Origin of the sequence: Agromyces chromiiresistens (assembly GCF_029167465.1) — a bacterium.
GTDB lineage: Bacteria > Actinomycetota > Actinomycetes > Actinomycetales > Microbacteriaceae > Agromyces > Agromyces chromiiresistens.
The window spans coordinates 250,281-275,390 of the sequence record NZ_JARFNL010000006.1 but is presented as its reverse complement, the minus strand read 5'-3'; the positions used below and the strand labels follow the sequence as shown (position 1 = coordinate 275,390).

Here is a 25,110-nt window from a genome sequence, read left to right as displayed (position 1 = left end):
CTCACCTCACAACCGTGCCGCGTGGATGGCGCTCACGAGGATCGCACGAGCGCCGAGGGCGTAGAGCTCGTCCATCACGTGGTTCATGTCGACGCGCGGGATCATGACGCGCACGGCGACCCACTCGGGGTCGTGCAGGGGCGACACCGTCGGCGACTCGAAGCCGGGCGCCGCAGCGGTCGCCTGCTCGAGGTGCTCGACCGGCACGTCGTAGTCGAGGAGCACGTACTGCCGGGCGACGAGGACGCCCTGGAGGCGCCGCAGCAGCGTCGCCGCGCCGGGCTTGTCGACGCCCGAGCCGATGAGCACCGCCTCGGACTCGAGGATGACGGGCCCGAAGATCTCGAGCCCGGCCTGACGCAGGGTCGCACCCGTCGACACGACGTCGGCGACCGCGTCGGCCACGCCGAGCCGCACGGCCGACTCGACCGCGCCGTCGAGCTTCACGAGCTTCGACGGGGTGACGCCCCGGCCCGTGAGGAAGGCGCCGACGAGGCCGGGATAGCTCGTCGCGACGCGGACGCCCTCGAGGTCGCCGAGCTCGGCGAACCGGCCGGCCGGGCCTGCGAACCGGAAGGTCGAGTCGCCGAAACCGAGCGGGGCGATCTCCGAGGCATCCGACCCGGAGTCGAGCAGGAGGTCGCGACCGGTGATGCCGACGTCGAGCGCGCCCGACCCGACGTAGGTCGCGATGTCGCGCGGCCGCAGGTAGAAGAACTCCACCCCGTTCCGCGGGTCGGCGGTGTGCAGGTCGCGCTGGTCCCGGCGACCGGTGTACCCGGCCTCCCACAGCATCTGCGCGGCGGTCTCGGCGAGCGAACCCTTGTTGGGCACGGCGATTCTGAGCATGTCTGAGCTTTCGTGTCGACGGAACTGATCGGGCATGGCGCGATCAGAGATGTCGGTACACGTCGGCCGGCGAGAGCCCCTTCGCGAGCATGAGCACCTGCAGGTGGTAGAGCAGCTGCGAGATCTCTTCGGCCGTCTCGGCGTCGCTCTGGTACTCGGCGGCCATCCACACCTCGGCGGCCTCTTCGACGATCTTCTTGCCGATGGCGTGCACGCCGGCGTCGAGCTCGCGCACGGTGCCGGAACCCTCTGGGCGGGTGCGGGCCTTGTCGCTCAGCTCGACGAAGAGTTCGTCGAAGGTCTTCACGCTCACAGACTACCGGTGGCGGCGAGGGGTCAGTGCGCGTGGGTCGCTGCGGCGGCCCGCAGGGCGGCGATCTGGTCCTCGGGGATGCCGCGGAACACCGCCGAGCCGGCGACGAACGTGTCGGCCCCCGCCTCGGCCGCGATGCCGATCGTGTCGACCGTGACGCCGCCGTCGACCTGCAGCCACACGTCGAGGCCGCGAGCGCGAACGGCGTCGGCCACGCGCCGCAGCTTCGGCATGGTCTCGGGCATGAACGACTGCCCGCCGAACCCCGGCTCGACCGTCATCACGAGCACCTGGTCGAACTCGTGCAGGACCTCGAGGAGAGGCTCGGCCTCGGTCCCGGGCTTCAGTGCGATGCCGGCTCGGGCCCCGATCTCGCGCAGGCGGCGAGCGACGGCGACGGGATCGCTTGCGGCCTCGACATGGAACGTCACACTCGCAGCGCCCAGCTCCGCGTAGCCGGGCGCCCAGCGGTCGGGATCGTCGATCATGAGGTGCACGTCGAGCGGGATCGGGCTCGTCGCCTGGATGCGCTCGACCATCTGCGGACCGAACGTGAGGTTCGGCACGAAGTGGTTGTCCATGACGTCGACGTGCACCAGGTCGGCGGTCGCGATGCGGGTGAGCTCGTGCTCGATGTTCGCGAAGTCGGCGGCCAGGATGCTCGGGTTGATGCGCGTCGTCATGGGCAGCAGCCTAGCCAGCGGCGGGATGCCTCGTGCCGGCGCCGACCTCGGCCGCGTGGTGCCGCCCTCAGGCGCTGCGGCGGACGAGCGCGATGAACATGGCGTCGGTGCCGTGCCGGTGCGGCCACAGCTGCACGGTCTCGGCGTCGCCGGCGAGATCGAGCTGCTCGCGCGCGACCGACTGCAGCACCGCGCGCGTGTCGAGCTGCTCGAGCTCGGGGTGGCGCTGCAGCCCCGCGCGGAGGGTGCCGCGCGTCTCGGCGGTGTGCGGCGAGCAGGTGACGTAGGCGAGGACGCCGCCGGGTGCGAGCAGGCGCACGGCATGGTCGAACAGCTCGCCCTGGAGCCTCGTGAGCTCGGGCACGTCGGCGGGCTGCTTGCGCCAGCGTGCTTCCGGCCGGCGCCGGAGCGCGCCGAGTCCGGTGCACGGCGCATCGAGCAGGATGCGATCGAAGCCGCCCTCCGCACCGAGTGCGACGGCTGCGGTCTCGCGTCCGTCGCCGACGGCGACGTGGACCTCGAGCGGGACGCCGGCGATCGCGCGGCGCACGAGTTCTGCCCGGGCGGGCACGAGTTCGTTGGCGACGAGCGTCGCATCGGCGGCGAGCGCCTCCGCCGCGAGGATCGCGGTCTTGCCCCCGGGGCCGGCGCAGAGATCGAGCCAACGCTCCCCCGGACGGACCGGCGCCGCCCTCGTGAGGGCGAGTGCTGCGAGCTGCGACCCTTCGTCCTGCACGCGGACGCGGCCCTCGTGCGCGGCGACGAGGGCGAGCGGCCGGTCGGCCGTGAAGCCGATCGGCGAGAAACGGTTCGGGGTGCCGAGCGCCGCGGCATCCTCGTCGCCGAGACCCGGCAGGGCGACGAGGTTCACCCGCGGAGCGGCGTTGTCGGCCTCGAGCAGGTCATCGAGTTCGTCGGCGCGACCTTCGCCGTCGAGCGCGGCGCGCAGGGCGCGCACGACCCACTCGGGGTGGGAGGCGAGCACGGCCGTGCGGGCGTCGCCGTCGTACTCGGCGGCGACCGCCTCGCGCCACTCCTCGGCGCTCGTGCGCGAGATCGTGCGGAGCACGCCGTTCACGAACCCGCTCGCCGTCGGCGCGACGCGCTTCGCGATGACGACCTGCTCGTTGACGGCCGCGTGCGTGGGCACCCGAGTCGAGAGCAGCTGGTGCACGCCGAGGCGGAGCACGTCGAGCACGGGCGGGTCGATGCGGTCGACGGGACGGCCCGCGGCGATCGCGATGACCGCGTCGTAGAAGCCCAGCATCCGGAGGGTCCCGTACGTGAGCTCGGTCGCGAGCGCGGCGTCGGCCTCGGTCAGACGGGAGCGCTCGATGCGATTCGGCAGCAGCAGGTTGGCGTACGCCTCGTCGTCGCGGACGGCCTCGAGCACCTCGAATGCGACGATGCGCGGCGGCGACACCCTGACCTGCGCGGGTGCTCGTCTGCGGTCGGGCCTGCGGGAGCGGCGTTCGTCGTTCACCCGTCAACTGTACGCGGCGCCGCGCGGCCCGGCGATGCGCCGCTACTCGAGCTTGCGCGTCTCCGGCGCGAGTCCGCGTGCCCAATCGGCCCCGGCCATCGCGCCCTTGCCGGCGGGCTGCACGCGCACGAGCTCGACGGGCTCGGTCGCGGTGCCGACGAGCACGCGCCGGCGCTCGGGGCGCAGCTCGCCGGGGGCGAGCACGCCCTGCTCCCCCGCCTGACCGAAATCGACCGGCCGCGCCTCGAGCACCTTGAGCCGTTCGCCGCCGATCGTCGTCCACGCACCCGGTTCGGGGGTCACCCCGCGGTACCTCGCGAGCACCGCGCGTGCGTCACCCGTCCAGTCGAGGCGGCCGTCGTCGATCGTGAGCTTCGGCGCGAAGCTCGGCTCGCCCGCCTGCGGCACCGCGACCGCCGTGCCGCCGGCGATGCCGTCGACCACCGCGGCGAGCACCTCGGCCCCCTCGTCGGCGAGCAGCTCGAGGGCGCCGCCGGCGGTCAGCCCGTCGGCGGCCGGACGCCGGTGCACCGCGAAGACGTCGCCCGCGTCGAGCTCGGGCACCAGCTGGAAGACGGATGCCGCGAGCTCGGCGTCGCGGGCGATGATCGAGTGCTGCACGGGAGCGGCCCCGCGCCAGGCGGGAAGCGCCGAGAAATGCAGGTTGATCCACCCGTGTCGCGGCAGCGAGAGCAGCGGCTCGCGCACGAGACCGCCGTACGCGACGATGACGCCCAGATCGGGACGGAGCGCCTCGATGCCGGCCGTCGCCGCGTCGTCGAGCCGGGCGGCCTTCACGACGGGAAGCCCCAGCCGCTCGGCCGCGGCCGCCACCGGCGACGGCGTGAGCACTCGCTTGCGGCCGAGCGGGGCGTCGGGCCGCGTGACGACGCCGACGATCTCGTGGGGGCCCGCGGCGAGGCGTTCGAGGCTGGGCACGGCCGGGGCGGGCGTTCCGGCGAAGACGAGGCGCAGGGTGTTCACCCGGCCATTCTTCCGGATCCCGACGACGGGCTCGCTCGGCGACGTGCGGCTACGGCACGTCGGGATCGTCGAAGCGGACGCGCAGCACCCGGGGCCGGCGGGGCGGGCGACCACCCACCGGTCGGCGCCGTTCGGTCGCGACCGTGATCATCTCGGCCCGCAGCGCCTTCGCGACGGCGTTGCCCGCACCGTAGTCGAAGCGGACGATCGCCCGCTCGAGGTCTTCTTCGGCGGGGGTCGGACCGAGCACGTCGACGCCGGGGGCGGCCGCCTTCGACGCGGTGATCGCCCGCTCGACGCCCGCGTGCGGGGCGGTGACGCTCGCCACCCGCACCGCGGGCGGGAATCGCAGCGCCCGGCGGGCGGCGAGCTCGGTGCCGGCCCACTCCAGCTGGCGCCAGCCGGCGAGCGTCTGCGCGAGCGCGCCCGCGACGCCGACGAGGAAGACTGGTGCGCCCGGCGCGGCGAGGGCCGCGGCGTTCGACCACCAGCGCAGGCAGTCCTCCGCGACGCGGAGCGATTCGCGCAGCAGCATCCGCTCGCCGTCGAGGAGCAGCACCGCACGATATCCACCGTCGGCGATGGGTTCGGCCCCGCGGGTCGCGACGACGAGTGCCGGTTCTGGACCGACCCGCAGCACGGGGCGCTCGCCGTCGGAGAGCACGACCTTCGCCCGAGGGAAGGCTCGCCCGAGCTCGTCGGCGGTGCGGGTGGCTCCGACGGTCGCGGCGCGGAGCTTCGTCGACTCGCAGACGGGACACGTCCAGGAGGCGGCGCTCGCGCCGCAGAGCGTGCAGCGCGGGACACCGCCCGACCGCGGCACGGCGAGGCCGCCGCCGCAGGCGGCGCACCGGGCGGGTTCGCGGCAGCGGTCGCACACGAGCATCGGCGTGTGCCCGGGACGGGCGACCTGCACGAGGACGGGGCCCTCCCGCACGGCCTCCTGCGCCTGACGCCACGCGGTCGACGGGATGCGCGCCGACCCCGGCTCGGGGCTCGACTGCTGCTCGGTCAGGATGACTCGGGGCCGGGTGTGCCGGTGCGACGCGACGTGGCGCACCCAGCCGATCTCGACGAGCCGTTCGACTTCGACGCTTCGCGTGTGGCCGAGGAAGATCAGCGCGGCACCCGACTGCTCCTGGCGGATGAGCGCCGCGTCGCGCGGGTGGACCCCCGGTGACAGCGGCTCGTGCTGGAGCGCGTCGCCGTCGTCCCACATCGCGATGAGCCCGAGGCGCGCGGCAGGTGCGTACACCGTCGACCGGTTGCCGATGATGATGCGAGCCGCGTCGCCGGTCGCGTCGAGGAAGGCCCGGAAGCGCGCGCCGCCCGATTGCCTGGCGTCGGTGCGCAGCACCCGTCTCGGGTCGACGACGGCGGCCAGCGCCGCCTCGAGCTGCTCCTGGTCGCGGTAGTCGGGCACGATGACGAGGCTCGACCGGTCGCCCGCGAGCGTGCGCGCGGCAGCCTGCGCGAGCGTGACCGCCCATGCCCCGACCCACTCGCCGTTCGGCAGTCGCACCGGTCGCGGGTCGGCGGCGAGTGACAAGCGCTCCCCGGCAGCGATGCCCGCCTCGACGGCACCGGGTTCGAAGCCGCCGACGGCGACGGCCTCGGAAGGCAACGGGCCGGCATCGGGTTCGGCGGCACGCCACGCGCGCTCGACCCGCACATACCGGCTCGGGATCGCGAGGCGCAGGATGTCGCTCGCATTGCCCGCGGCACGGTCGGCTGCCGCGCGGGCGAGCCTCCAGACGTCGGGCGTCAGCAGCGGCACCTCGGACACGACGTCGTCGACGTCGGAGAGACGGCCCTCGTACTCGCTCGACGCGGCGAGCTCGACGAGCCAGCCGTCGGCGATCCGCCCCCCGGAACGCAGCGGAACCCGGACCCGGACGCCGGGCCGGGCGGCCTCGGCGAGGCGATCGGGCACGCGGTAGTCGAAGAGCTGGTCGAGCTGCGGCAGCGGCGAGTCGACGAGCACCCTGGCGACCGGGCCGCCCGTCACCTCAGAGCCCGGCGGCCGTGCGGAGATCGGCGACGCGGTCGAGCCGCTCCCACGTGAAGTCGGGCAGCTCACGGCCGAAGTGGCCGTAGGCGGCGGTCTGCGCGTAGATCGGGCGGAGCAGGTCGAGGTCGCGGATGATCGCGGCCGGGCGCAGGTCGAACACCTCGCGGATCGCCGCGATGATCTGCTCGTCGGGCAGCGCACCGGTGCCGAACGTCTCGACGTAGAGACCGACCGGCGAGGCCTTGCCGATCGCGTAGGCGACCTGCAGCTCGAGTCGGTCCGCGAGCCCCGCCGCGACGGCGTTCTTCGCGACCCAGCGCATCGCGTACGCCGCCGATCGGTCGACCTTCGACGGGTCCTTGCCGCTGAAGGCGCCGCCGCCGTGCCGGCTCGCGCCGCCGTAGGTGTCGATGATGATCTTGCGGCCGGTGAGACCCGCGTCGCCCTGCGGCCCGCCGATCTCGAAGCGGCCGGTCGGGTTGATGAGCACCGCGAGCTCGGGGCGGGCCAGTTCGACGGTGTCGAGCACCGGGCGGATGACGAGCTCTTCGACCTCTGCGCGCAACTGCTCGTTGGAGACCGCCGGCGAGTGCTGCGTCGAGAGCACGACGGTCTCGATCGTCTTCGGCACCTGGCCGTCGTAGCCGACGGTGACCTGGGTCTTGCCGTCGGGGCGCAGGTAGTCGAGCTCGCCGGCCTTGCGCACCTGCGCGAGCCGCTCGGCGAGGCGGTGCGCGAGCCAGATGGGCACCGGCATGAGCTCGGGCGTCTCGCGGGTCGCGTAGCCGAACATGATGCCCTGGTCGCCGGCGCCCTGCCGGTCGAGCGCGTCTTCGCTCGAACGCTCGCGCGCCTCGAAGGCGTGGTCGACCCCCTGCGCGATGTCGGGCGACTGGCCGCCGATCGACACCGAGACGCCGCAGGAGCGACCGTCGAACCACACGTCCGAGGAGTCGTACCCGATCGACGTGACCCGCTCGCGGACGATCGCGGGGATCTCGACGTAGCCCGAGGTCGTGACCTCGCCCGCGACGTGCACGAGGCCGGTCGTCACGAGCGTCTCGACCGCGACGCGGCTGTGCGGGTCGACCGCCAGCAGTGCGTCGAGGATCGAGTCGGAGATCTGGTCGCAGATCTTGTCGGGATGCCCCTCGGTCACGGACTCGGAGGTGAACAGTCGGAGGGCGCTCATGCGGGGTCGGCTTCTTTCGTGCGTTCGGCAGTGCTCGTCAGCTTCGAGACAACCACGTCGAGGATGCCACCGGCCACCGACGCCTTCGTTCCGTGAAGCCGTGTGACGATCGAGTCGTCGCCGTCGATGACGACGACCGCGTTCTCGTCGGTCGCGAAGCCCTCGCTCCAGCCGACCCGGTTCACGACGAGCAGGTCGGCGCCCTTGGCCCGGCGCTTGGCCCGGCCGAGTTCGAGCAGCCGGTCGTCGTCGGGCTCGGTCTCTGCGGCGAAGCCGACGAGCAGCGTGCCGTCGTGCGGTGCCGCGCCGAGGCCGGCCAGGATGTCGGGATTGCGGACGAGCTCGAGAGTGAGGCCGTCGTTCGAGGCATCCTTCTTGATCTTCGACTCGCTGACGCTCGCGGGCCGGTAGTCGGCGACCGCCGCGGCCATGACGACCGCGTCGGCGCCCTGCGCCGCCTCGGTCACCGCCGCCTGCAGTTCGAGGGCGCTCGACACGCGGCGTACGTCGCAGCCGTCGGGTTCGGCGATCTCGAGGTTCGCGGCGACGAGCGTGACGCGGGCCCCGCGGGCCCGTGCCGCCTCGGCGATCGCGACGCCCTGCTTGCCGCTCGATCGGTTGCCGAGGAAGCGCACGGGGTCGAGCGGTTCGCGCGTACCGCCGGCCGTCACGACGATGCGGCGTCCGGCGAGGTCGCCCTCTGACGGGGATGCCGCGCGCTCGAGCGCCGCCGCGACGATGACCTCGGGCTCCTCCATCCGGCCCGGTCCGCTGTCGGCGCCCGTGAGCTGGCCGACCGCCGGGCCGACGACGGTGACGCCGCGCGCCTCGAGGGTCGCGATGTTCGCCCGGGTCGCCGGGTTCCGCCACATCTCGGTGTGCATCGCCGGCGCGATCACGACCGGCGCCTCGCTCGCGAGGACCGTGTTGCCGAGCAGGTCGTCGGCGAGGCCGGCGGCGAGCTTCGCGATCGTGTTCGCCGTCGCCGGCGCGATCACGATGAGGTCGGCCGCCTGGCCGATCGCGACATGGCGCACTTCGGCGACACCCTCGTAGAGATCGGTGTGCACCGGGTTGCGCGAGATCGCCTCGAGCGTCGGGCGGCCGACGAAGCGCAGGGCTCCCTCGGTCGGCACGACGTGGACGTCGTGCCCGGCGAGCACGAGGGCCCGCACGACGCCGACGGCCTTGTACGCCGCGATGCCGCCGGTGATGCCGACGACGATGTTGAGGGTCATGCGGCCCTCGGCGTCACTCGCCGAGGGGGCGGAGCCGCAGCTTGTCTTCGTTGATCTCGTGCATGGCGACCGAGAGCGGCTTGTCGTCGATCGACGAGTCGACGAGCGGGCCGACGTTGTCGAACAGGCTGCCCTCGTGCAGGTCGGCGTAGTAGTCGTTGATCTGGCGCGCGCGCTTCGACGCGAAGATGACCAGCTGGTACTTCGAGTCGACCTTCGAGAGCAGGTCGTCGATGGGCGGGTCGATGATGCCGGACTGCTTCTCAGCCATGGAATGACTCCTTGATCGTGGGATGCGCTCGTGGCGCTCGAAAGCTCGTGGCGAGGGAGGCCGAACCGGGAACGGCTCAGCGTCGGCCCTTGCGAGGTCGCATCAAGTCTACGACCTTCTGGGCGGCCTCGCCGACGTCGTGGTTGACGACCTGGTGGTCGAACTCGTCGACGGCGGCCAGTTCGACCTTCGCCGTCTCGAGTCGACGCTGCTGCTCGGCGGCCGTCTCGGTGCCCCGGCCGACGAGCCGGCGCACCAGCTCGTCCCAGCTCGGGGGCAGCAGGAACACGAGGGTCGCGTCGGGCATCGCACGTCGTACCGAGCGTGCGCCCTGGATGTCGATCTCGAGCAGTACGCTCTGGCCGGCGGCGATCGCCTGCTCCACCGGCTTGCGAGGGGTGCCGTAGCGGTACGCGTTGTGCACGGTCGCCCACTCGAGCAGTTCGCCCGCCTCGACCATGCGGTCGAACTCGGCGTCGTCGACGAAGTAGTAGCTCTCGCCCTCGACCTCGCCCGGCCGCGGCGCGCGCGTGGTCGCCGAGACCGAGAGCCGGACCTCGGGGTGGTGCTGGCGGATGTACCCGGCGACGGTGCCCTTGCCGACCGCGGTCGGCCCCGCGAGCACCACGAGACGATCGCCGGTGCCGCCGTGGGCGGCGACCCACTCGGCGATGAACTCGCGCAACCGACGTCGCTGCAGGCGGCCGAGGCCGCCGAGACGCTTCGACGTCGAGATCTCGAGGTCCTGCATGATGCGGGCCGACTTCGTCGCGCCGATCGCGGGGATCGACGTCAGGAACTCGGTGACCCGGAGTCGCCCCTCGACGCCCTCCGGCTCTTCGTAGGCGACGCGGAGGACATCGAGCGGGCTCCTTCGCGAGGCGGCGACCTCGGCCTTGACGCCCGCGCGCGCCCGTCGCGCGGCGACGGCGGCGCGCGAGGCGGCGACGCGGTCGACCTCGGGCGGGTTGGCGGCGGTGACGGGACGATCAGACATCGATGGCGCCGATCTCGTCGATGCGGCGCGCGACGGCGTCGGCGAGGCCGTCGGGACCGGCCGAGAGCAGCGACCGCGACTCGCTCACGATGACGCCTGCCGAGAGGGCGCCGAAGATCGCGCGCAGGTCGCGGACTTCGCCGCCCTGGTGGCCGAACCCGGGAGCGAGGACCGGGAGACCCGGCCGGGGCACGTCGCCGTGCACGTCGATCCCCGCTGCCGAGAGGTCGACGGTCGCGCCGAGCACGAGGCCGATCGAGGCGAACTCGCGCTCCGCCGCGTCGGGACGACCCTGGTTCCAGCTCGTCACGCCCGAGGCGATCGCGCCGGCGACCGTCGACCCCTCGCGGCTCGACTGGGTGAGCACGGCGCGCTGGATGGCGGCCGCCTCGGGGTTGGAGGTCGCCGCGAGGACGAAGAGCCCCTTGCCCCATCGCTCGGCCGCGCCCATGACCGATTCGATCGACCCGAGGCCCTGGAAGGCGCTGATCGTCATGGCATCGGCCTCGAGCGACGAGCCGGGCCGCAGCCACGCCTCGCCGTAGGCGTCGACGCTCGTCCCGATGTCGCCGCGCTTCGCGTCGGCGATCACGAGGAGCCCGGCGTCGCGCGCCTCGGCGAGCACGCGCTCGAGGGCCGCGTAGCCGGCGGCGCCGTGCCGTTCGAAGAAGGCGACCTGCGGCTTGACGATGCCGGCGCGTCCGGCCGCGGCATCCACGGCGCGCAGCCCGAATTCGCGGACGCCTGCTGCCGAGTCGTCGTAGCCCCACGCCGACAGGAGCGAGGCGTGCGGGTCGATGCCGACGCAGAGCCGACCGTAGGCCGCGAAGACGGCGCCGAGCCGCTCGCCGAACGGGATGAGCTCGTCGGTCACGCCGTCTCCTCCCGCTTGCGGGCGTAGTCTTGCAGGCTCGTCACCTCGAAGCCGCCGTCCTTCGCGTCGAGCGACGCCACGGCGGCCGACAGTTCGGCGATGGTCGTGAAGAGGGGGATGTCGGCGGCCACGGCCGCGGCACGGATCTCGTAGCCGTCGGCGCGCGAGCTGCGACCGCTCGGCGTGTTCACGACGACGTCGACCTCTCCGAGGTGGATGAGCTCGACCACGCTCGTCGCGTCCGCGGTGGGCTTGTCGTGGAACTTCAGCACTTCGCTCGCCCGGATGCCGTTGCGACGCAGCACCTCGGCGGTGCCCTCGGTCGCGGTGATCTCGTAGCCGAGCTGCTGCAGGCGGAGCACCGGCAGGATGATCGCGCGCTTGTCGCGATCGGAGACCGAGACGAAGACCGTGCCCGAGTCTGGCATGCCGCCGTAGGCCGCGAGCTGGCTCTTCGCGAAGGCACGCGGGAAGTCGCGATCGATGCCCATGACCTCGCCGGTCGAGCGCATCTCGGGGCCGAGGACCGAGTCGACCATGATGCCCTCGCGGGTGCGGAACCGGTGGAAGGGCAGCACGGCCTCCTTCACGGCGACCGGTGCGTCGAGCGGGACGCGCGACCCGTCGGACGCGGGCAGCATGCCCTCTGCGATGAGCTCGGCGACGGTCGCGCCGACCATGATGCGGCTCGCGGCCTTCGCGAGCGGAATGCCGAGCGCCTTCGACACGAACGGCACCGTGCGACTCGCGCGCGGGTTCGCCTCGAGCACGTAGAGCACGCCCGCGCCGATCGCGAACTGCACGTTGAGCAGGCCCTTCACGCCGACGCCCTCGGCGATCGCGCGCGTCGCCTCGCGCACGCGGTCGACCTCGGCGCGGCCGAGGGTCACGGGCGGCAGGGTGCAGCTCGAGTCGCCGGAGTGGATCCCGGCCTCCTCGATGTGCTCCATGACCCCGCCGATGTAGAGATCGGTGCCGTCGTAGAGCGCGTCGACGTCGATCTCGATCGCGTCGTCGAGGAAGCGGTCGACGAGGAGCGGATGGCTCGGCCCGACGATGCCCTGACCCTCGATGCGAACGAAGTAGTCGGCGAGCGAGGCCGTGTCGTAGACGATCTCCATGCCGCGTCCGCCGAGCACGTAGCTCGGACGCACGAGCACCGGGTAGCCGATGCCCTCGGCGACCTGCTGGGCACCGGCGAGATCGATCGCGGTGCCGTTGCGCGGCGCGAGCAGCCCGGCGCTCTCGAGGATGCCGGAGAACAGCCCGCGCTCCTCGGCGAGGTCGATCGCGTCGGGAGTCGTGCCGAGGATCGGCACGCCGGCCGCCTCGAGGCCCTTGGCGAGGCCGAGCGCCGTCTGGCCGCCGAGCTGCACGACCACGCCGACGAGCTCGCCCGTCTGCGACTCGGCGTGGATGACCTCGAGCACGTCCTCGAGCGTGAGCGGCTCGAAGTAGAGGCGGTCGCTCGTGTCGTAGTCCGTCGAGACCGTCTCGGGGTTGCAGTTGATCATGATCGTCTCGAAGCCCGCGGCCGAGAGCGCGAAGGACGCGTGCACGCACGAGTAGTCGAACTCGACGCCCTGGCCGATGCGGTTCGGACCGGAGCCCAGGATGACGACCTTGCGACGCTCGCTCGGCTCGACCTCGGTCTCGACGTCGTAGCTCGAGTAGTGGTACGGGGTGAGCGCCGGGAACTCGCCCGCGCAGGTGTCGACCGTCTTGTACACCGGTCGGATGCCGAGGATGTGGCGCACCTCTCGTGCGTCCGCCTCGCTGCCGAAGCCGCGGAGCTCGGCGATCTGCGCGTCGGAGAACCCGTGGTCCTTCGCGAGCAGCAGCGTGTCGTGATCGAGCGCCTCGGCGGCCGCCACGTGCGCCGCGACCTCGTTGATGAGCACGATCTGGTCGAGGAACCAGGGGTCGATCTTCGTCGACTCGAAGGCCTGCTCGATCGTGGCGCCCTTGCGGAGCGCCTGCTGCACGAGGACGATGCGCCCGTCGGTGGGGACCGACGCGAGCTCGAGCAGCTCGTCGGCCGAGCGCTCCTCCTCACCCCAGTGGAAGGACGAGCCGCGCTTCTCGAGGGAACGCAGGGCCTTCTGCAGCGCCGTCGAGAAGTTGCGGCCGATCGCCATCGCCTCGCCGACCGACTTCATGGTCGTCGTGAGGGTCGGGTCGGCGGCCGGGAACTTCTCGAACGCGAACCGCGGCACCTTGACGACGACGTAGTCCAGCGTCGGCTCGAAGCTCGCGGGCGTCACGCGGGTGATGTCGTTGGGGATCTCGTCGAGCCGGTAGCCGATCGCGAGCTTCGCGGCGATCTTCGCGATCGGGAAGCCGGTCGCCTTCGACGCGAGCGCGCTCGAACGCGACACTCGCGGGTTCATCTCGATGACGATGATGCGGCCGTCGGCCGGGTCGACCGCGAACTGGATGTTGCAGCCGCCGGTGTCGACGCCGACGGCGCGGATGATGTCGATGCCGATGTCGCGGAGCTTCTGGTACTCGCGGTCGGTGAGCGTGAGCGCCGGGGCGACGGTGATCGAGTCGCCCGTGTGCACGCCGACGGGGTCGACGTTCTCGATCGAGCAGACCACGACGGTGTTGTCGTGGGTGTCGCGCATGAGCTCGAGCTCGTACTCCTTCCAGCCGAGGATCGACTCCTCGAGGAGCACCTCGGTCGTGGGCGAGTCGTGCAGGCCCTGCGTGACGATGCGGACGAGGTCGTCCTCGGTGTAGGCGAAGCCCGAGCCGAGGCCGCCCATCGTGAACGACGGGCGCACGACCAGCGGGTACCCCAGGTCTTCGGCGAACGCCTTCGCCTCGTCGAGCGTCTTGGCGACGTGCGAGCGGGCGACGTCGGCGCCCGCCTCGATCACGAGGTCCTTGAAGAGCTGGCGGTCCTCGCCCTTGCGGATGGCCTCGACCTTCGCGCCGATGAGCTCGACGCCGTGCTTCTCGAGGATGCCGGCGTCGTGCAGCGCGATCGCGGCATTGAGCGCGGTCTGCCCGCCGAGCGTCGGGAGCACCGCGTCGGGGCGCTCCTTGATGATGATCTGCTCGATGATCTCGGGCGTGATCGGCTCGATGTAGGTCGCGTCGGCGAAGTCGGGGTCGGTCATGATCGTGGCCGGGTTCGGGTTCACGAGGATGACGCGGACGCCCTCGGCACGGAGCACCCGGCACGCCTGGGTGCCGGAGTAGTCGAACTCGGCCGCCTGGCCGATGACGATCGGTCCGGAGCCGATGACGAGGACGGAGTTGATGTCGTCGCGCTTGGGCATTAGTTGCCTGCCTCCTGGCTGGTCTCGGTGGTTGGCGACTCGCCCTGGGCCTGTCGAAGGACGACCATGTCGCGGAACCGGTCGAAGAGGTAGTTCGCGTCGTGCGGGCCGGCCGCCGACTCGGGGTGGTACTGCACGCTGAATGCGGGGATGTCGAGGCAGTTGAGTCCCTCGACGACGTTGTCGTTGAGGCCGATGTGGCTGACCTCGACGCGCCCGAAGCCCTCGCTCGACTCGCTCACCGCGTCGATCGGCGCATCCACGGCGAAGCCGTGGTTGTGGGCGGTGATCTCGACGCGACCCGTCGCGCGGTCGAGGACCGGCTGGTTGATGCCGCGATGCCCGAAGGTCAGCTTGTAGGTGCCGAAGCCGAGCGCCCGGCCGAGCAGCTGGTTGCCGAAGCAGATGCCGAAGTACGGCACGCCGGCGCGCAGCGCGGTGCGCAGGATCTCGACGTGCTGGTCGGACGCCGCGGGGTCGCCGGGGCCGTTCGAGTAGAAGAGCGCGTCGGGCTGCATCGCGAGGATCTCGTCGGCGGTCGCCGTCTGCGGGAGCACGTGCACGTCGAACCCGCGCTCGGCGAGGTAGTGCAGGGTCGACGTCTTCACGCCCAGGTCGAGCACGGCGACCGAGCCGACGCGCTCGCCCTCCGCCGGCAGGGTGTAGGGCTCCGCGGTCGAGACGGCGGCCGACAGGTTCTGCCCCGCCATCTCGGCACCCGACTGCACGACGGCGAGCTGCTCGCCGGCGCTCAGGCGCGCATCGTCACCGGAGAAGATGCCCGCCCGCATGGCGCCGGCCGAACGAAGGTGCCGGGTGAGCGCGCGGGTGTCGATGCCCGAGATGCCCACCACGCCGGAGCGAACGAGGTCGTCGTCGAGGCTCCGCTGCGAGCGGAAGTTCGACACGACCCGGGAGGGATCGCGGACGATGAAGCCGGCCACCCAGATGCGGTTCGATTCCTCGTCGTCGTCGTTCATGCCCGTGTTGCCGATGTGCGGCGCCGTCATCATGACGATCTGCCCGGCGTACGACGGGTCGGTCAGCGTCTCCTGGTAGCCGGTCATGCCGGTGGCGAAGACGGCCTCGCCGACGGTGCGCCCGCGGGCGCCGTAGGCACGGCCCTCGTAGCGGGTGCCGTCCTCGAGGACGAGCACGGCCGGCTCTGACATTGGGGTGGCGGTCTCAGTCATCCGAGGCCTCGCTCTCGTGTTCCGGCCGCGGCGCGTCGGGCGCGGCGGCGATGTCGTCGATGGCCCGGATGATCCGGGCCTGGTCGCCCGGGTACCGGGCGCGGAGGTAGCTGTCGACGCGGGGAGGTTCGGCCTCCGCGTCGTCGAGGGCGGCGATCCAGCCGACGGCGATGAGGCCCTCGGGTTCGACCGCACGGTCGATCGCGTACGTCGCCGTGGACGCTCCGATCAGCTTGTCGGCCGGGATGAAGGTGACCGGCTCCCCCGCGATGCGGAGGACCAGCCCCTCCGGCACGATCTCGACACGTCCCGACCCGCGGAACGCGAGGCCGGGGATCGCGAGCCGCTCGAGCGGCTCGCCCGCCGGAGTCGTGGCGACGTAGAGCACCTCGGACTCGAGGGTCGCGACGCCGAGGTCGGCGGGCACCGGGTGCGCCGACAGCGTCGCGTCGCGTCGCGTTCGTCGGCGCCACGATCGGAGCACGAGCCAGGCGACGAGCGCGATGACCGCGACGGCGACGATCGCGCCGATCACCTTATCCATGCGCGCCTCCTGCGGCCTCGGCCGCGAGTCGCGCGACCTCGTCGGCCGGACGCGCACGTCCATCGAGGCAGGTCGCGTAGCCCGCATGGAAGGTCGCGACCACGCGACCGGGCAGGGTGCGGCCGAGGTAGGGCGAGTTCACGCTGCGGCCGGCGAGCCGGTCGAGGTCGAACACGCCGCTCGACTGCGGGTCGTAGAGCGTGAGCTCGGCCGCGGCGCCGGCGGCGATCGCCTCGCCGTGCCCGCGAAGCCGGCCGATGCGGGCGGGCGCCTGCGACAGCACCCGGGCGACGTCGGCCCAGCCGATGAGGCCGGTCTCGACCATCGCCGCGTGCACGACCGGCAGCGCCGACTCGAGCCCGACCATGCCGTTGGCCGCGGCGTCCCACTCGCTCTCCTTCGCCTCCACCGGATGCGGGGCGTGGTCGGTGGCCACGATGTCGATCGTGCCGTCGGCCAGGGCCTCGCGCAGCGCCAGCGTGTCCTCGGTGCGGCGCAGCGGGGGGTTCACCTTGAAGCGCGGGTCGTACCCGGCGACGAGGTCGTCGGTGAGGAGCAGGTGGTGCGGCGTGACCTCGGCGGTGACGTCGATGCCGCGGGCCTTCGCCCAGCGGATCACCTCGACCGAGCCGGCGGTCGAGACATGGCAGACGTGCAGGCGGCTGCCGACGTGTTCGGCGAGCAGCACGTCGCGCGCGATGATCGACTCCTCGGCGACGGCCGGCCAGCCGGTGAGCCCGAGCTCCGCCGAGAGCGGACCCTCGTTCATCTGCGCGCCCTCGGTGAGCCTCGGCTCCTGGGCGTGCTGGGCGATGACGCCGTCGAACGCCTTCACATACTCGAGCGCGCGGCGCATGAGCAGCGGGTCGAAGACGCAGAAGCCGTCGTCGCTGAACACCCGCACGTTCGCACGCGACCGCGCCATCGCCCCGAGCTCGGCGAGTTCCGCGCCCTTGAGCCCGACGGTCACCGCGCCGATCGGCTGCACCGTCGCGAAGCCGGCGGCACGACCGAGGCTCGCCTCCTGCTCGACGACACCGGCGGTGTCGGCGACGGGGAAGGTGTTCGCCATCGCGAACACGGCGGTGAACCCGCCGACGGCGGCGGCCTGGGTGCCGGTCAGCACGGTCTCGCTCTGCTCGTAGCCGGGCTCACGGAGGTGCGTGTGCAGGTCGACGAGTCCGGGCAGTGCCACGAGGCCGTCGGCGTCGTGGACCGTCGCGCCCGAGGCATCCGTGATGGTGCCGACCTCGGCGATGACGCCGTCCGACAGCAGGATGTCGGCGCGTTCGCCGCTCGGCAGCGTGGCGCCGGTGATGAGGTGGCGCTCGCCCATCAGACCTCACCCCGTTCGCCCGACAGCAGCAGATAGAGCGCGGCCATTCTCACTGATACTCCGTTCGCGACCTGTTCTCGCACCGTCGACCGCGGCGAATCCGCCGCACGGGCCGAGATCTCGAGCCCGCGGTTCATGGGGCCGGGGTGCATGACCATCGTAGTCGGCGGCAGCGCGTCGAACCGGGCGTCGTCGAGCCCCCACGTGCGGGTGTACTCGCGGCTGTTCGGGAAGAACGCGGCGTGCATGCGCTCGGCCTGGATGCGCAGCATCATGACGACGTCGGGCGAGCTCGCGAGGGCGGCGTCGAGGTCGTAGCCGACCACGGCGGGCCAGGAGCCCGTCGCGACGGGAACGAGCGTCGGCGGCGCGACGAGTTGGACCTCTGCACCGAGGGTGTCGAGCAGCCACACGTTCGAGCGGGCGACCCGCGAGTGCAGGATGTCGCCGACGATGACGACGTGCACGCCGTCGAGCCCCTTCCCGCGCGACGCGATGCCGTGCAGGCGCCGGCGCATGGTGAAGGCGTCGAGCAGGGCCTGAGTCGGATGCTCGTGCGTGCCGTCGCCGGCGTTGACGACGCCCGCGTCGATCCAGCCGCTCGTCGCGAGCGTGTGCGGGGCGCCCGACGCGTGGTGCCGGATGACGACGCCGTCGGCGCCCATCGCCTGGAGGGTCTGGGCGGTGTCCTTGAGGCTCTCGCCCTTCGAGACGCTCGAGCCCTTCGCGCTGAAGTTGATCACGTCGGCCGAGAGCCGCTTCGCGGCGGCCTCGAACGAGATGCGGGTGCGGGTCGAGTCCTCGAAGAAGAGGTTCACGACGGTCTTGCCGCGCAGCGTCGGGAGCTTCTTGACCTCGCGCTCCTGCACGGCGGCCATGTCCTCCGCGATGTCGAGCAGGGCGATCGCCTCGTCGCGTGCGAGGTCGCGCGTGCCGAGCAGGTGCTTCATTCGTCGCCCCCCTCGATCGTGACGGCGTCGTCGCCGTCGGTCTCGACGAGGCGCACGTTGATGCGCTCGCGCGTCGAGCTCGGGAGGTTCTTGCCGACGAAGTCGGCGCGGATCGGGAACTCGCGGTGCCCACGGTCGACGAGCACGGCGAGGCGCACCGCGCGCGCCCGGCCGAGGTCGGCGAGCGCGTCGAAGGCGGCGCGGATGGTGCGACCCGAGTAGAGCACGTCGTCGACGAGCACGACCGTCTTGCCGTCGATGCCGCCCGGGGGCAGCTGCGTCGGCGAGGGCGTGCGGGTGCGGGTGCGGCCGAGATCGTCACGGTACATCGTGACGTCGACGGCGCCGGCGAGCACCGCGGGCTCCGGCGCATCGGGTTCGATGCGCGCGATGGTCTCGGCGATGCGGCGGGCGAGGAACACGCCGCGCGTCGGAATGCCGAGGAGGACGAGATCGCGGCTCCCGCGATTCGATTCGAGGATCTCGTGCGAGATGCGGGTCAACGCCCGCTGGATGTCAGCCTGACTGAGCACAGCACGTGCCATCAACCGACTCCCTTCTCCGCCTCTCAGGACGGCCTTAAAGGTTGCCAAGTCCAGCCAGTCTACCGGGTCGGCCGCACGCAGCATGTCGCGGCGCGGCCGCACCGCGGTGCGCCGGACTGTCGCGGTGCGACGGTCGGCGCTAGGGTTCGGGCATGCGACGGCACCCTTCGAGACCCTGGTGCGTGGTCGCCGCCCTCGCGGCGGCGGCATGGGCCTTCTTCCTGCTTCCACCGCAGCAGGCGGTGTGGTCGGGCGCGGATTCGCCCGACTGGCTCGCGGCACTCGACGACTCCGCCGTCTACGACGCGCTGCGGTCGGCGCTCGCCTCGATGGGATGGGGCGACTTCTACCTCGTGTTCGGCGCCGCCTCGGCCCTGTCGTTCGTGCTCGTGTGGCTCGCCACGGGCCCGGCCTTCGCGGCGCTCGGCTGGACCGGACGGGTGCTCGGCTGGCTCGTACTGGCCACTGCTCCGATCACCGCGCTCTCGTACGCGAACCATCCGCTGGACGCCCCGTGGCACGCGATCTGGGGCGCGGAGCTGTTCGCCCTCCTCGCGATCGGCGTCTGGGCGATCGTCGTCGCCCTGGCGAACGGCCGCGGTGCACCGCTCTGGGAGCGGCTGCTGCTCGCCGCGACGCTGCCGATCATCGTCGGCTCGACGGTGCTGCTCACGTACTGGCCGCACGGCAGCCTGGTCGGCCTCGGCCTCGTCGCCGCCGCCCTCGCGGCCTGGGGCGAGCGTGCCGACGATGCCGACGCCGGAACGGCTCCCGCACGGGGCGGGAGCCGTTCGGGCTCGGGCGATGTCGGCCGGGGCGGTACGGCCCGTACGCTCAACGGCGGCGGATCGGGCGCGTGAGCGCACCAGCGGCCACGACCATCGCCGCGGCCACGAGCACGACGTCCTTGAGGATGTACTGGGCCGTGAGCGTCGGCCCGGCGGTGCTGAAGAGCTCGCCGGTGAAGAAGACGAGCGGCGAGAAGATGCCGACGAACGTCGCCGCGAGGGCCAGCAGGCCGATGCGCAGGAACCAGCCGGTGATGAAGGTGAGGCCGACGAACACCTCGAGCGCGGCCGTGAGGGCCATCGCCGCGTAGCCGTCGACGATGCCGAACGAGAGCGCGTTCCACGTGCGCGTCACGAGTTCGTCGACGGGGCTCGCGCCGGGGATGAACTTGAGTGCGCCGAAGACGGCGAACACGAGTCCGAGCGCGATCCGCAGGGCCGGCGCTCCGGTGCGGGCGAAGAAGCGCTGCAGCACGGCCTGGGCCGCGTCGGCGCGCTCGAGGACGTGGTCGAGGCCGGCGGTCGGTGCGGTGCGACCGGTGCCGAGAGTGGTGGAGGACATGACGGAGCCTTTCGGTTCTGGGTGATGGGATGCACGCCGAGGGGGCGACGGTTCCCCATCCCATCGCGGGCTCGGGTCGCCGTCGCCCGGAGTACCGCTGAATCCCGCTCGGGGCGGACACCGAGCCCGCGCTCGGGGTCGGCCTCGCACTCCCCCCGTTCACGGGCCGCGGCCGTGGCACCGTCGGTGGTGGAATCGTGCATGGCCGACGTGATGATCGCCGTGACGCCGTTCCACGGTCACGCCGCTCCGATGGCCGCGGTCGCCGCGGCGTTCGTCGAGGCCGGCCACTCGGTTCGCGTCGACACCGGCGAGGCGTATGCGGCCCGATTCGAGGCGGTCGGCGCGGAGGTGCTGCGGTGGCGGACGGCGCCGGACTTCGACGAGCACGACCTCGCGGCGACGTTCCCCGCGCTCGCCGGCCGGAAGGGTCCCCGGCAACTGCTCCTCAACGTCGAGCACCTCTTCGTGCGCACCGGTTCGGGGCAGTTCGACGACCTGCGCGCGGCCTTCGCCGTGCGCCCATGGGACGTCATCGTCGCGGAGTCCACGAGCCTCGGGGCGGCACTCGTGGCCGAGTCGACGGGCACCCCGTGGGCGACGGTCGCACTCACGCCGCTCACGTCGCCGAGCATCGCGCTGCCGCCTCCGGGGCTCGCCCTTCGGCCCGCTCGCGGTGGCCCGGGCCGCGCGCGCGACCGCCTGCTGCACCGGGTCGCCCGGCTCGTGACGAGGCCCATCCAGCGGGCGTACGCCGAGCAGCGGCTCGCGGCGGGACTCCCGCCGACCGCGACGACGTTCGACGAGGCGTGCTACTCACCGCAGCTCGTCTGCGCGAACGGCGTCGCCGAGCTCGAGAACCCCCGCCCCGAGGCATCCGGTCGCCTTCGTTTCGTCGGCCGGCTGGCCCGACCGGGCGACGACGACCTCGAGCGGCCGGATTGGTGGCACGAGGTGCCGCCCGCGTCGCATGGGCGGGCGCCGGCGTCGACCTGCACACGAGGCGGCCGACGGCGCGAGCGGTCGCCCGCGCGGTTCGCCGGCTCGCACGGGACCCCGCGTACCGGGTGAACGCGCGTGCGATCGGTCGGTCGCTCAGGACGCACGACGCCCCTCGCGAGGTCGTCGAGCACACGATGCGGATGCCTCGGGGCGTCAGCGACCCGCGGGCGTGAGCGGCGATCGAGCCGCCGAGTGCGGTATGGCGGCGGTGGAGATCAGGCCTTGGCGTGCGAGACCGCGGCGAGCAGCCCGTTGACGAAGCCGGCGGAGTCGTCGGTCGACAGCACCGTTGCGGCCTCGACCGCCTCGGCGATCGCGACCGGGTCGGGCACCTCGTCGTTGTAGACGATCTCCCAGACGCCGATGCGCAGCAGGGCGCGGTCGACCGCCGGCATGCGCTCGAGCGTCCACCCGCGCGAGTGGGTCTCGATGAGCTCGTCGATCTCGGTGCGATGGTCGACGATGCCGTCGACGATCTCGCGCGCGTAGAGCCACGAGGCGGCCCGCTCGGGCTCGTTCGCGGCCTTCTCCGCCTCGACGACGAGCATCTGCTCGACCGGCACCTGGCGCATGTCGGCCGAGTACAGCATGTCGAGCGCGCGCTTGCGCGCCTTCGTGCGTGCGCTCACTAGTCGTTCACGCGGCCGAGGTAGTCACCCGTGCGGGTGTCGACCTTGACCTTGGTGCCCGTCTCCAGGAAGAGCGGCACCTGGATCTCGTAGCCGGTCTCGACGGTCGCGGGCTTCGTGCCACCCGTCGAGCGGTCGCCCTGCAGGCCGGGCTCGGTGTAGGTGATCTCGAGCACGACCGACGCGGGAAGGTCGACGTAGAGCGGGTTGCCGTTGTTCAGGGCGATGGTGACGGCCTGGTTCTCGAGCATGAAGTTCGCGGCGTCGCCGACGACCGTCGCGGGCACGGTGATCTGGTCGTAGTCGGTCGCGTCCATGAACACGAAGCCGTCGCCGTCGTTGTAGAGGTAGGTGAAGTCGCGGCGGTCGACGTTCTCGATGTCGACCTTCGCGCCGGCGTTGTAGGTGCGGTCGACGGTCTTGCCGCTGACGACGTTCTTCAGCTTGGTGCGCACGAAGGCACCGCCCTTGCCGGGCTTGACGTGCTGGAACTCGATGACGCTCCAGAGCTGGCCGTCGATCGAGAGGACGACGCCGTTCTTGATGTCAGCGGTGCTTGCCATGCGTATACGATCCGTTCGGTTGCGAAGAGGCTCGGCCGGAGATCGGCCCGAGAGAGTTCAGTCGGTCGAGTTTAGTCGCTCGGCTCCGGCAGCGCCAACGCGCGCGGGCCGCAGGCGGATGCCTCGTGCCGGGGCCTGCGCCGATGACCTACGCTGACGGGATGATCGCACCTCCCCGACGCGGCCCCCGGCCGCAGGTCTCCACCGAGGGCCCGCAGCGCCAGCTCACCCAGCAGGCTCCGCCCGAGATGTGGGGGCGGCTCGTCGCGGCCGTGTTCGCCCTCGACGGCGTCGTCGAGGGCCACAGCCAGGTGTCGCCGATGTCGTCGCGCGCGGTGTTCCTCACCGAGGTCGAGACCGCAGGCTCCCCCGAGACCTCGCTGTTCCCCGACGGCCGGCTCGAGCCCGTGCACCTGCACGGAGTCTCCGACACCTCGATGCACCTGGTGCTGCCCGCCTGGCGCGGGGCTCGGTTGACCGAGCTGGGGTGGGCCGAACCCCACCAGTACGAGGACCACGGGACGGAGTTCATGGTCTACGGTCCGCGCGACGAGGCCGAACTCGCGGTCGTCGTGGCGATCGTCGTCGAGAGCCTCGACTTCGCTCGGGGCGGCTGAGCGACGGCCGGCCGGCCGGCATCGGGTCAGCCGTCGGCCTGGCCCTCGATCGCAGCGATGAGCCGGCGCACCGCGGTCGCGTAGCCGGCGACCCCCTCGCCGACGACGTGCACCACGGCCACGTCGGCGACGTACGAGTGGTGGCGGAACGGCTCGCGCTGCATGACATCGGAGATGTGCACCTCGGCGACGGGCAGTGCGACGCCCGCGAGTGCGTCGCGGAGCACGACCGACGTGTGCGTCAACCCGCCCGGGTTGATCACGATGCCGGCGCAGTCGGCGCGCGCATCGTGGATGGCGTCGATGAGCACGCCCTCGTGGTTGCTCTGCACGGCCCGGACGTCGAAGCCGAGCACTGCCGCCGAATCCTCGACCAGCCGCTCGACATCGGCGAGCGTCTCGGTGCCGTAGACCTCGGGCTCGCGGGTGCCGAGCAGGTTCAGGTTGGGTCCGTTGACGAGCAGGAGCCGACGCCCGGTCATGCCGCGGGTCCCTTCGGGGCAGTGGTGTTCGTCATCCGGGCAGCCTACCGCTGCCGCGCGCGTCGGCCCGTTCTGCCCCGCGGCCCGCCGATGCTCACCGACTCGCGCACCACCTCACTCCGCGGGCTGCGGCTCCCCCTGATCCTCAGCGTGGTACTGCGCGAGCAGTTCGCGCTCCCGCTGGGCGTTCGGGAACTTCCAGATGACGAGCACCGCGCCGATCAGCACCGCGATGATGCCCGCGAGGTACGCCCAGTCCTGCCCCTGCTCGAACGACTGCTTCGCCCCCTGGATGATGGCATCGGAGTACTTCGGGTACTGCTCGGCGATGTCGGTCGCGCTCGCGAACGACTTCGTCAGCTGGCTCTGCACCGAGCTCGTGATCTGGTCGGCGTCGGGCGAGCCCTTCATGAGCGCGGTCGCCGACGCGGCGTAGCCCGCGGTGAGCAGCGCACCGAGGATCGACTGCATGATCGCGCCGCCGAGGTCGCGCTGCAGGTCGGCGGTGCCCGAGGCCATGCCCGCACGTCGCACCGGCACGGCACCGGTGAGCGACCGCGACGCCGGCGTGCCGGCGAGCCCGACGCCGGCGCCGACGAACGCGTAACCGAGGCCGACCACCCAGTACTGCGCGCCCTCGCGCCAGAGCAGCAGCATCGTCAGGAATCCGAGGAGCACGCCCGTGTAGCCGAGCAGCAGCGTGAAGCGGGCGCCCCGCGTCTCGACGAGCTTCGCCGACCGGGGTGCGAGCAGGACCATGAAGATCGCGGCCGGCAGGATCGCGAAGCCCGATTCGACGGTCGTGTACCCGAGCACGTTCTGCAGGTACTGCTGGCCGATGAACATGGCGCCCATGAGCGAACCGAACACGATGATCCCCGCACAGGCCGCAACCCAGAAGATCGGGCGAGCCGCGATCGCCAGATCGTACAGCGGGTTCTTGGCGAGGCGCTGGCGGATGACGAAGCCGATGAGCGCCGCCGCGCCGATGATCGACAGGCCGAGCACGAGGGTGCCCGAGTTCGGTACTGCCGCGAAGTTGATCGCCAGGATGAGGCCGCCGACCATGAGGGCCGAGAGCAGGCCGCCGAGGTTGTCGACCCGCTCGGTCGACTCGTTCACGTGCGCGGGCACGAACTTCAGCACCATCGGCACCGCGACGACGATCAGGGGCAGCGTCACGAGGAAGACCGACCCCCAGGAGAAGATCTCCAGCAGGAACCCGGAGATGAGCGGCCCGAGCGCGGAGATGGCGCCGCCGATCGCCGACCACAGCGCGATCGACCTGGTGCGTTCGGCACCCGACCACAGGGCCGTGATGAGCGCGAGGGTCGTCGGGTACGCCATGCCCGCGGCGAGGCCGCCGACGATGCGGGCGATGATGAGCACCTCGATCGTCGGCGCGAACGCCGCGACGAGGCAGGCCGGCAGCGAGAGCAGCACGCCGATGAGCAGCATCGACTTCCGGCCGTAGCGGTCGCCGACCGCGCCGAGCCACAGCACCGACGCGGCGAGGCCGAGCGAGTAGCCCACCGCGACGAGGTTGAGCTCCGTCTGGGATGCGTCGAACGCCTTGCCGATGTCGGGCAGCGCCACGTTCGCCACGGCGAGCGGCAGGTTCGCGACCGCCGCCACGAGGATGAGCGTGACGAGTGTCGCGCCCGTGGCCGTCTTCTTCATCGTGCTGCTCATGCCGTTCCCCCTCGGGCGCCCCTGC

At 72.1% G+C, this 25,110-nt stretch carries 25 protein-coding genes; 3 read left to right on the top strand and 22 right to left on the bottom strand.

Features of this window, described 5'->3' with window-relative positions:
* Positions 1-6: 6 nt before the first annotated feature.
* The 17 genes from hisG to pyrR form a co-directional block, all read right to left on the bottom strand.
* Positions 7-849, bottom strand: coding sequence for an ATP phosphoribosyltransferase (hisG, locus tag PX701_RS16550; protein ID WP_231430909.1), 843 nt, complete (start codon positions 847-849; stop codon positions 7-9).
* Between the two features lie 43 nt (positions 850-892).
* Positions 893-1,156 carry a phosphoribosyl-ATP diphosphatase gene (locus PX701_RS16545; protein WP_157424159.1) on the bottom strand — a complete coding sequence of 88 codons (264 nt, stop codon included), beginning with the start codon at positions 1,154-1,156 and terminating at the stop codon, positions 893-895.
* A 29-nt stretch (positions 1,157-1,185) separates the two neighbouring features.
* On the bottom strand, positions 1,186-1,845 hold the full coding sequence (gene rpe / locus PX701_RS16540) for a ribulose-phosphate 3-epimerase (RefSeq protein ID WP_275506922.1): 660 nt from the start codon (positions 1,843-1,845) through the stop codon (positions 1,186-1,188).
* 67 nt (positions 1,846-1,912) lie between these two features.
* Positions 1,913-3,328, bottom strand: a complete 1,416-nt coding sequence (locus PX701_RS16535) for an RsmB/NOP family class I SAM-dependent RNA methyltransferase (protein ID WP_420831086.1) — start codon at positions 3,326-3,328, stop codon at positions 1,913-1,915.
* Between the two features lie 42 nt (positions 3,329-3,370).
* The gene (fmt, locus tag PX701_RS16530; protein ID WP_275506967.1) at positions 3,371-4,303 is read right to left on the bottom strand and encodes a methionyl-tRNA formyltransferase; all 933 of its coding nucleotides are present in this window, start codon (positions 4,301-4,303) and stop codon (positions 3,371-3,373) included.
* Positions 4,304-4,361: 58 nt separating this feature from the next.
* Positions 4,362-6,320, bottom strand: coding sequence for a primosomal protein N' family DNA-binding protein (locus PX701_RS16525; RefSeq protein WP_231430907.1), 1,959 nt, complete (start codon positions 6,318-6,320; stop codon positions 4,362-4,364).
* A 1-nt stretch (position 6,321) separates the two neighbouring features.
* Positions 6,322-7,515 (bottom strand): methionine adenosyltransferase, encoded by a 1,194-nt coding sequence (gene metK / locus PX701_RS16520; RefSeq protein ID WP_231430906.1) that lies wholly within the window; start codon positions 7,513-7,515, stop codon positions 6,322-6,324.
* A complete protein-coding gene (gene coaBC / locus PX701_RS16515) occupies positions 7,512-8,753 on the bottom strand; it encodes a bifunctional phosphopantothenoylcysteine decarboxylase/phosphopantothenate--cysteine ligase CoaBC (protein ID WP_275506921.1) in 1,242 nt (413 codons plus the stop codon). The genes metK and coaBC overlap by 4 nt, the downstream gene beginning before the upstream one ends.
* A gap of 13 nt (positions 8,754-8,766) precedes the next feature.
* Positions 8,767-9,024 (bottom strand): DNA-directed RNA polymerase subunit omega, encoded by a 258-nt coding sequence (rpoZ, locus tag PX701_RS16510; protein WP_231430904.1) that lies wholly within the window; start codon positions 9,022-9,024, stop codon positions 8,767-8,769.
* Positions 9,025-9,100: 76 nt separating this feature from the next.
* On the bottom strand, positions 9,101-10,021 hold the full coding sequence (gmk, locus tag PX701_RS16505) for a guanylate kinase (RefSeq protein ID WP_231430903.1): 921 nt from the start codon (positions 10,019-10,021) through the stop codon (positions 9,101-9,103).
* Positions 10,014-10,895: an orotidine-5'-phosphate decarboxylase gene (gene pyrF, locus PX701_RS16500; protein WP_231430902.1), complete on the bottom strand. Its 882-nt coding sequence runs from the start codon at positions 10,893-10,895 to the stop codon at positions 10,014-10,016. The genes gmk and pyrF overlap by 8 nt, the downstream gene beginning before the upstream one ends.
* Positions 10,892-14,182: a carbamoyl-phosphate synthase large subunit gene (carB, locus tag PX701_RS16495; RefSeq protein ID WP_275506920.1), complete on the bottom strand. Its 3,291-nt coding sequence runs from the start codon at positions 14,180-14,182 to the stop codon at positions 10,892-10,894. Before carB ends, pyrF begins: the two co-directional genes overlap by 4 nt.
* Positions 14,182-15,354 carry a glutamine-hydrolyzing carbamoyl-phosphate synthase small subunit gene (gene carA, locus PX701_RS16490; RefSeq protein WP_275506919.1) on the bottom strand — a complete coding sequence of 391 codons (1,173 nt, stop codon included), beginning with the start codon at positions 15,352-15,354 and terminating at the stop codon, positions 14,182-14,184. Before carA ends, carB begins: the two co-directional genes overlap by 1 nt.
* Before the next feature lie 13 nt (positions 15,355-15,367).
* Entirely contained in the window at positions 15,368-15,919 is a 552-nt protein-coding gene (locus PX701_RS16485; RefSeq protein WP_231430899.1) for a PH-like domain-containing protein, read from the bottom strand.
* A complete protein-coding gene (locus PX701_RS16480) occupies positions 15,912-17,255 on the bottom strand; it encodes a dihydroorotase (RefSeq protein WP_231430898.1) in 1,344 nt (447 codons plus the stop codon). Before PX701_RS16480 ends, PX701_RS16485 begins: the two co-directional genes overlap by 8 nt.
* The gene (locus PX701_RS16475; RefSeq protein WP_275506918.1) at positions 17,255-18,205 is read right to left on the bottom strand and encodes an aspartate carbamoyltransferase catalytic subunit; all 951 of its coding nucleotides are present in this window, start codon (positions 18,203-18,205) and stop codon (positions 17,255-17,257) included. The genes PX701_RS16480 and PX701_RS16475 overlap by 1 nt, the downstream gene beginning before the upstream one ends.
* Positions 18,202-18,753, bottom strand: a complete 552-nt coding sequence (gene pyrR / locus PX701_RS16470) for a bifunctional pyr operon transcriptional regulator/uracil phosphoribosyltransferase PyrR (RefSeq protein ID WP_231430896.1) — start codon at positions 18,751-18,753, stop codon at positions 18,202-18,204. The genes PX701_RS16475 and pyrR overlap by 4 nt, the downstream gene beginning before the upstream one ends.
* A gap of 149 nt (positions 18,754-18,902) precedes the next feature.
* Here pyrR and PX701_RS16465 point away from each other — a divergent pair, with 149 nt between their 5' ends.
* Positions 18,903-19,610: a hypothetical protein gene (locus tag PX701_RS16465; protein WP_275506917.1), complete on the top strand. Its 708-nt coding sequence runs from the start codon at positions 18,903-18,905 to the stop codon at positions 19,608-19,610.
* Here PX701_RS16465 and PX701_RS16460 read toward each other — a convergent pair.
* Positions 19,585-20,100: a DoxX family membrane protein gene (locus PX701_RS16460; protein ID WP_231430894.1), complete on the bottom strand. Its 516-nt coding sequence runs from the start codon at positions 20,098-20,100 to the stop codon at positions 19,585-19,587. The two genes, PX701_RS16465 and PX701_RS16460, sit on opposite strands and share 26 nt — an antisense overlap.
* A 201-nt stretch (positions 20,101-20,301) precedes the next feature.
* Between PX701_RS16460 and PX701_RS16455 the strand changes: the two genes are divergently transcribed.
* Entirely contained in the window at positions 20,302-21,171 is an 870-nt protein-coding gene (locus PX701_RS16455) for a glycosyltransferase family protein (protein ID WP_275506916.1), read from the top strand.
* 146 nt (positions 21,172-21,317) lie between these two features.
* On the opposite strand, the gene nusB is transcribed toward PX701_RS16455, so the two are convergent.
* Positions 21,318-21,731 carry a transcription antitermination factor NusB gene (gene nusB, locus PX701_RS16450; RefSeq protein ID WP_231430892.1) on the bottom strand — a complete coding sequence of 138 codons (414 nt, stop codon included), beginning with the start codon at positions 21,729-21,731 and terminating at the stop codon, positions 21,318-21,320.
* Complete coding sequence (gene efp / locus PX701_RS16445; RefSeq protein WP_231430891.1) at positions 21,731-22,294, bottom strand: elongation factor P; 564 nt, start codon at positions 22,292-22,294, stop codon at positions 21,731-21,733. Before efp ends, nusB begins: the two co-directional genes overlap by 1 nt.
* Positions 22,295-22,455: 161 nt before the next feature.
* On the opposite strand from efp, the gene PX701_RS16440 reads away from it, so the two are divergent.
* The gene (locus PX701_RS16440) at positions 22,456-22,911 is read left to right on the top strand and encodes a luciferase domain-containing protein (protein ID WP_275506915.1); all 456 of its coding nucleotides are present in this window, start codon (positions 22,456-22,458) and stop codon (positions 22,909-22,911) included.
* 26 nt (positions 22,912-22,937) lie between these two features.
* Here PX701_RS16440 and aroQ read toward each other — a convergent pair whose 3' ends face one another.
* Both aroQ and PX701_RS16430 read right to left on the bottom strand, forming a co-directional pair.
* The gene (gene aroQ / locus PX701_RS16435; RefSeq protein ID WP_231430889.1) at positions 22,938-23,393 is read right to left on the bottom strand and encodes a type II 3-dehydroquinate dehydratase; all 456 of its coding nucleotides are present in this window, start codon (positions 23,391-23,393) and stop codon (positions 22,938-22,940) included.
* Positions 23,394-23,507: 114 nt separating this feature from the next.
* Positions 23,508-25,085, bottom strand: coding sequence for an MFS transporter (locus PX701_RS16430; protein ID WP_231430888.1), 1,578 nt, complete (start codon positions 25,083-25,085; stop codon positions 23,508-23,510).
* Positions 25,086-25,110: the final 25 nt, after the last annotated feature.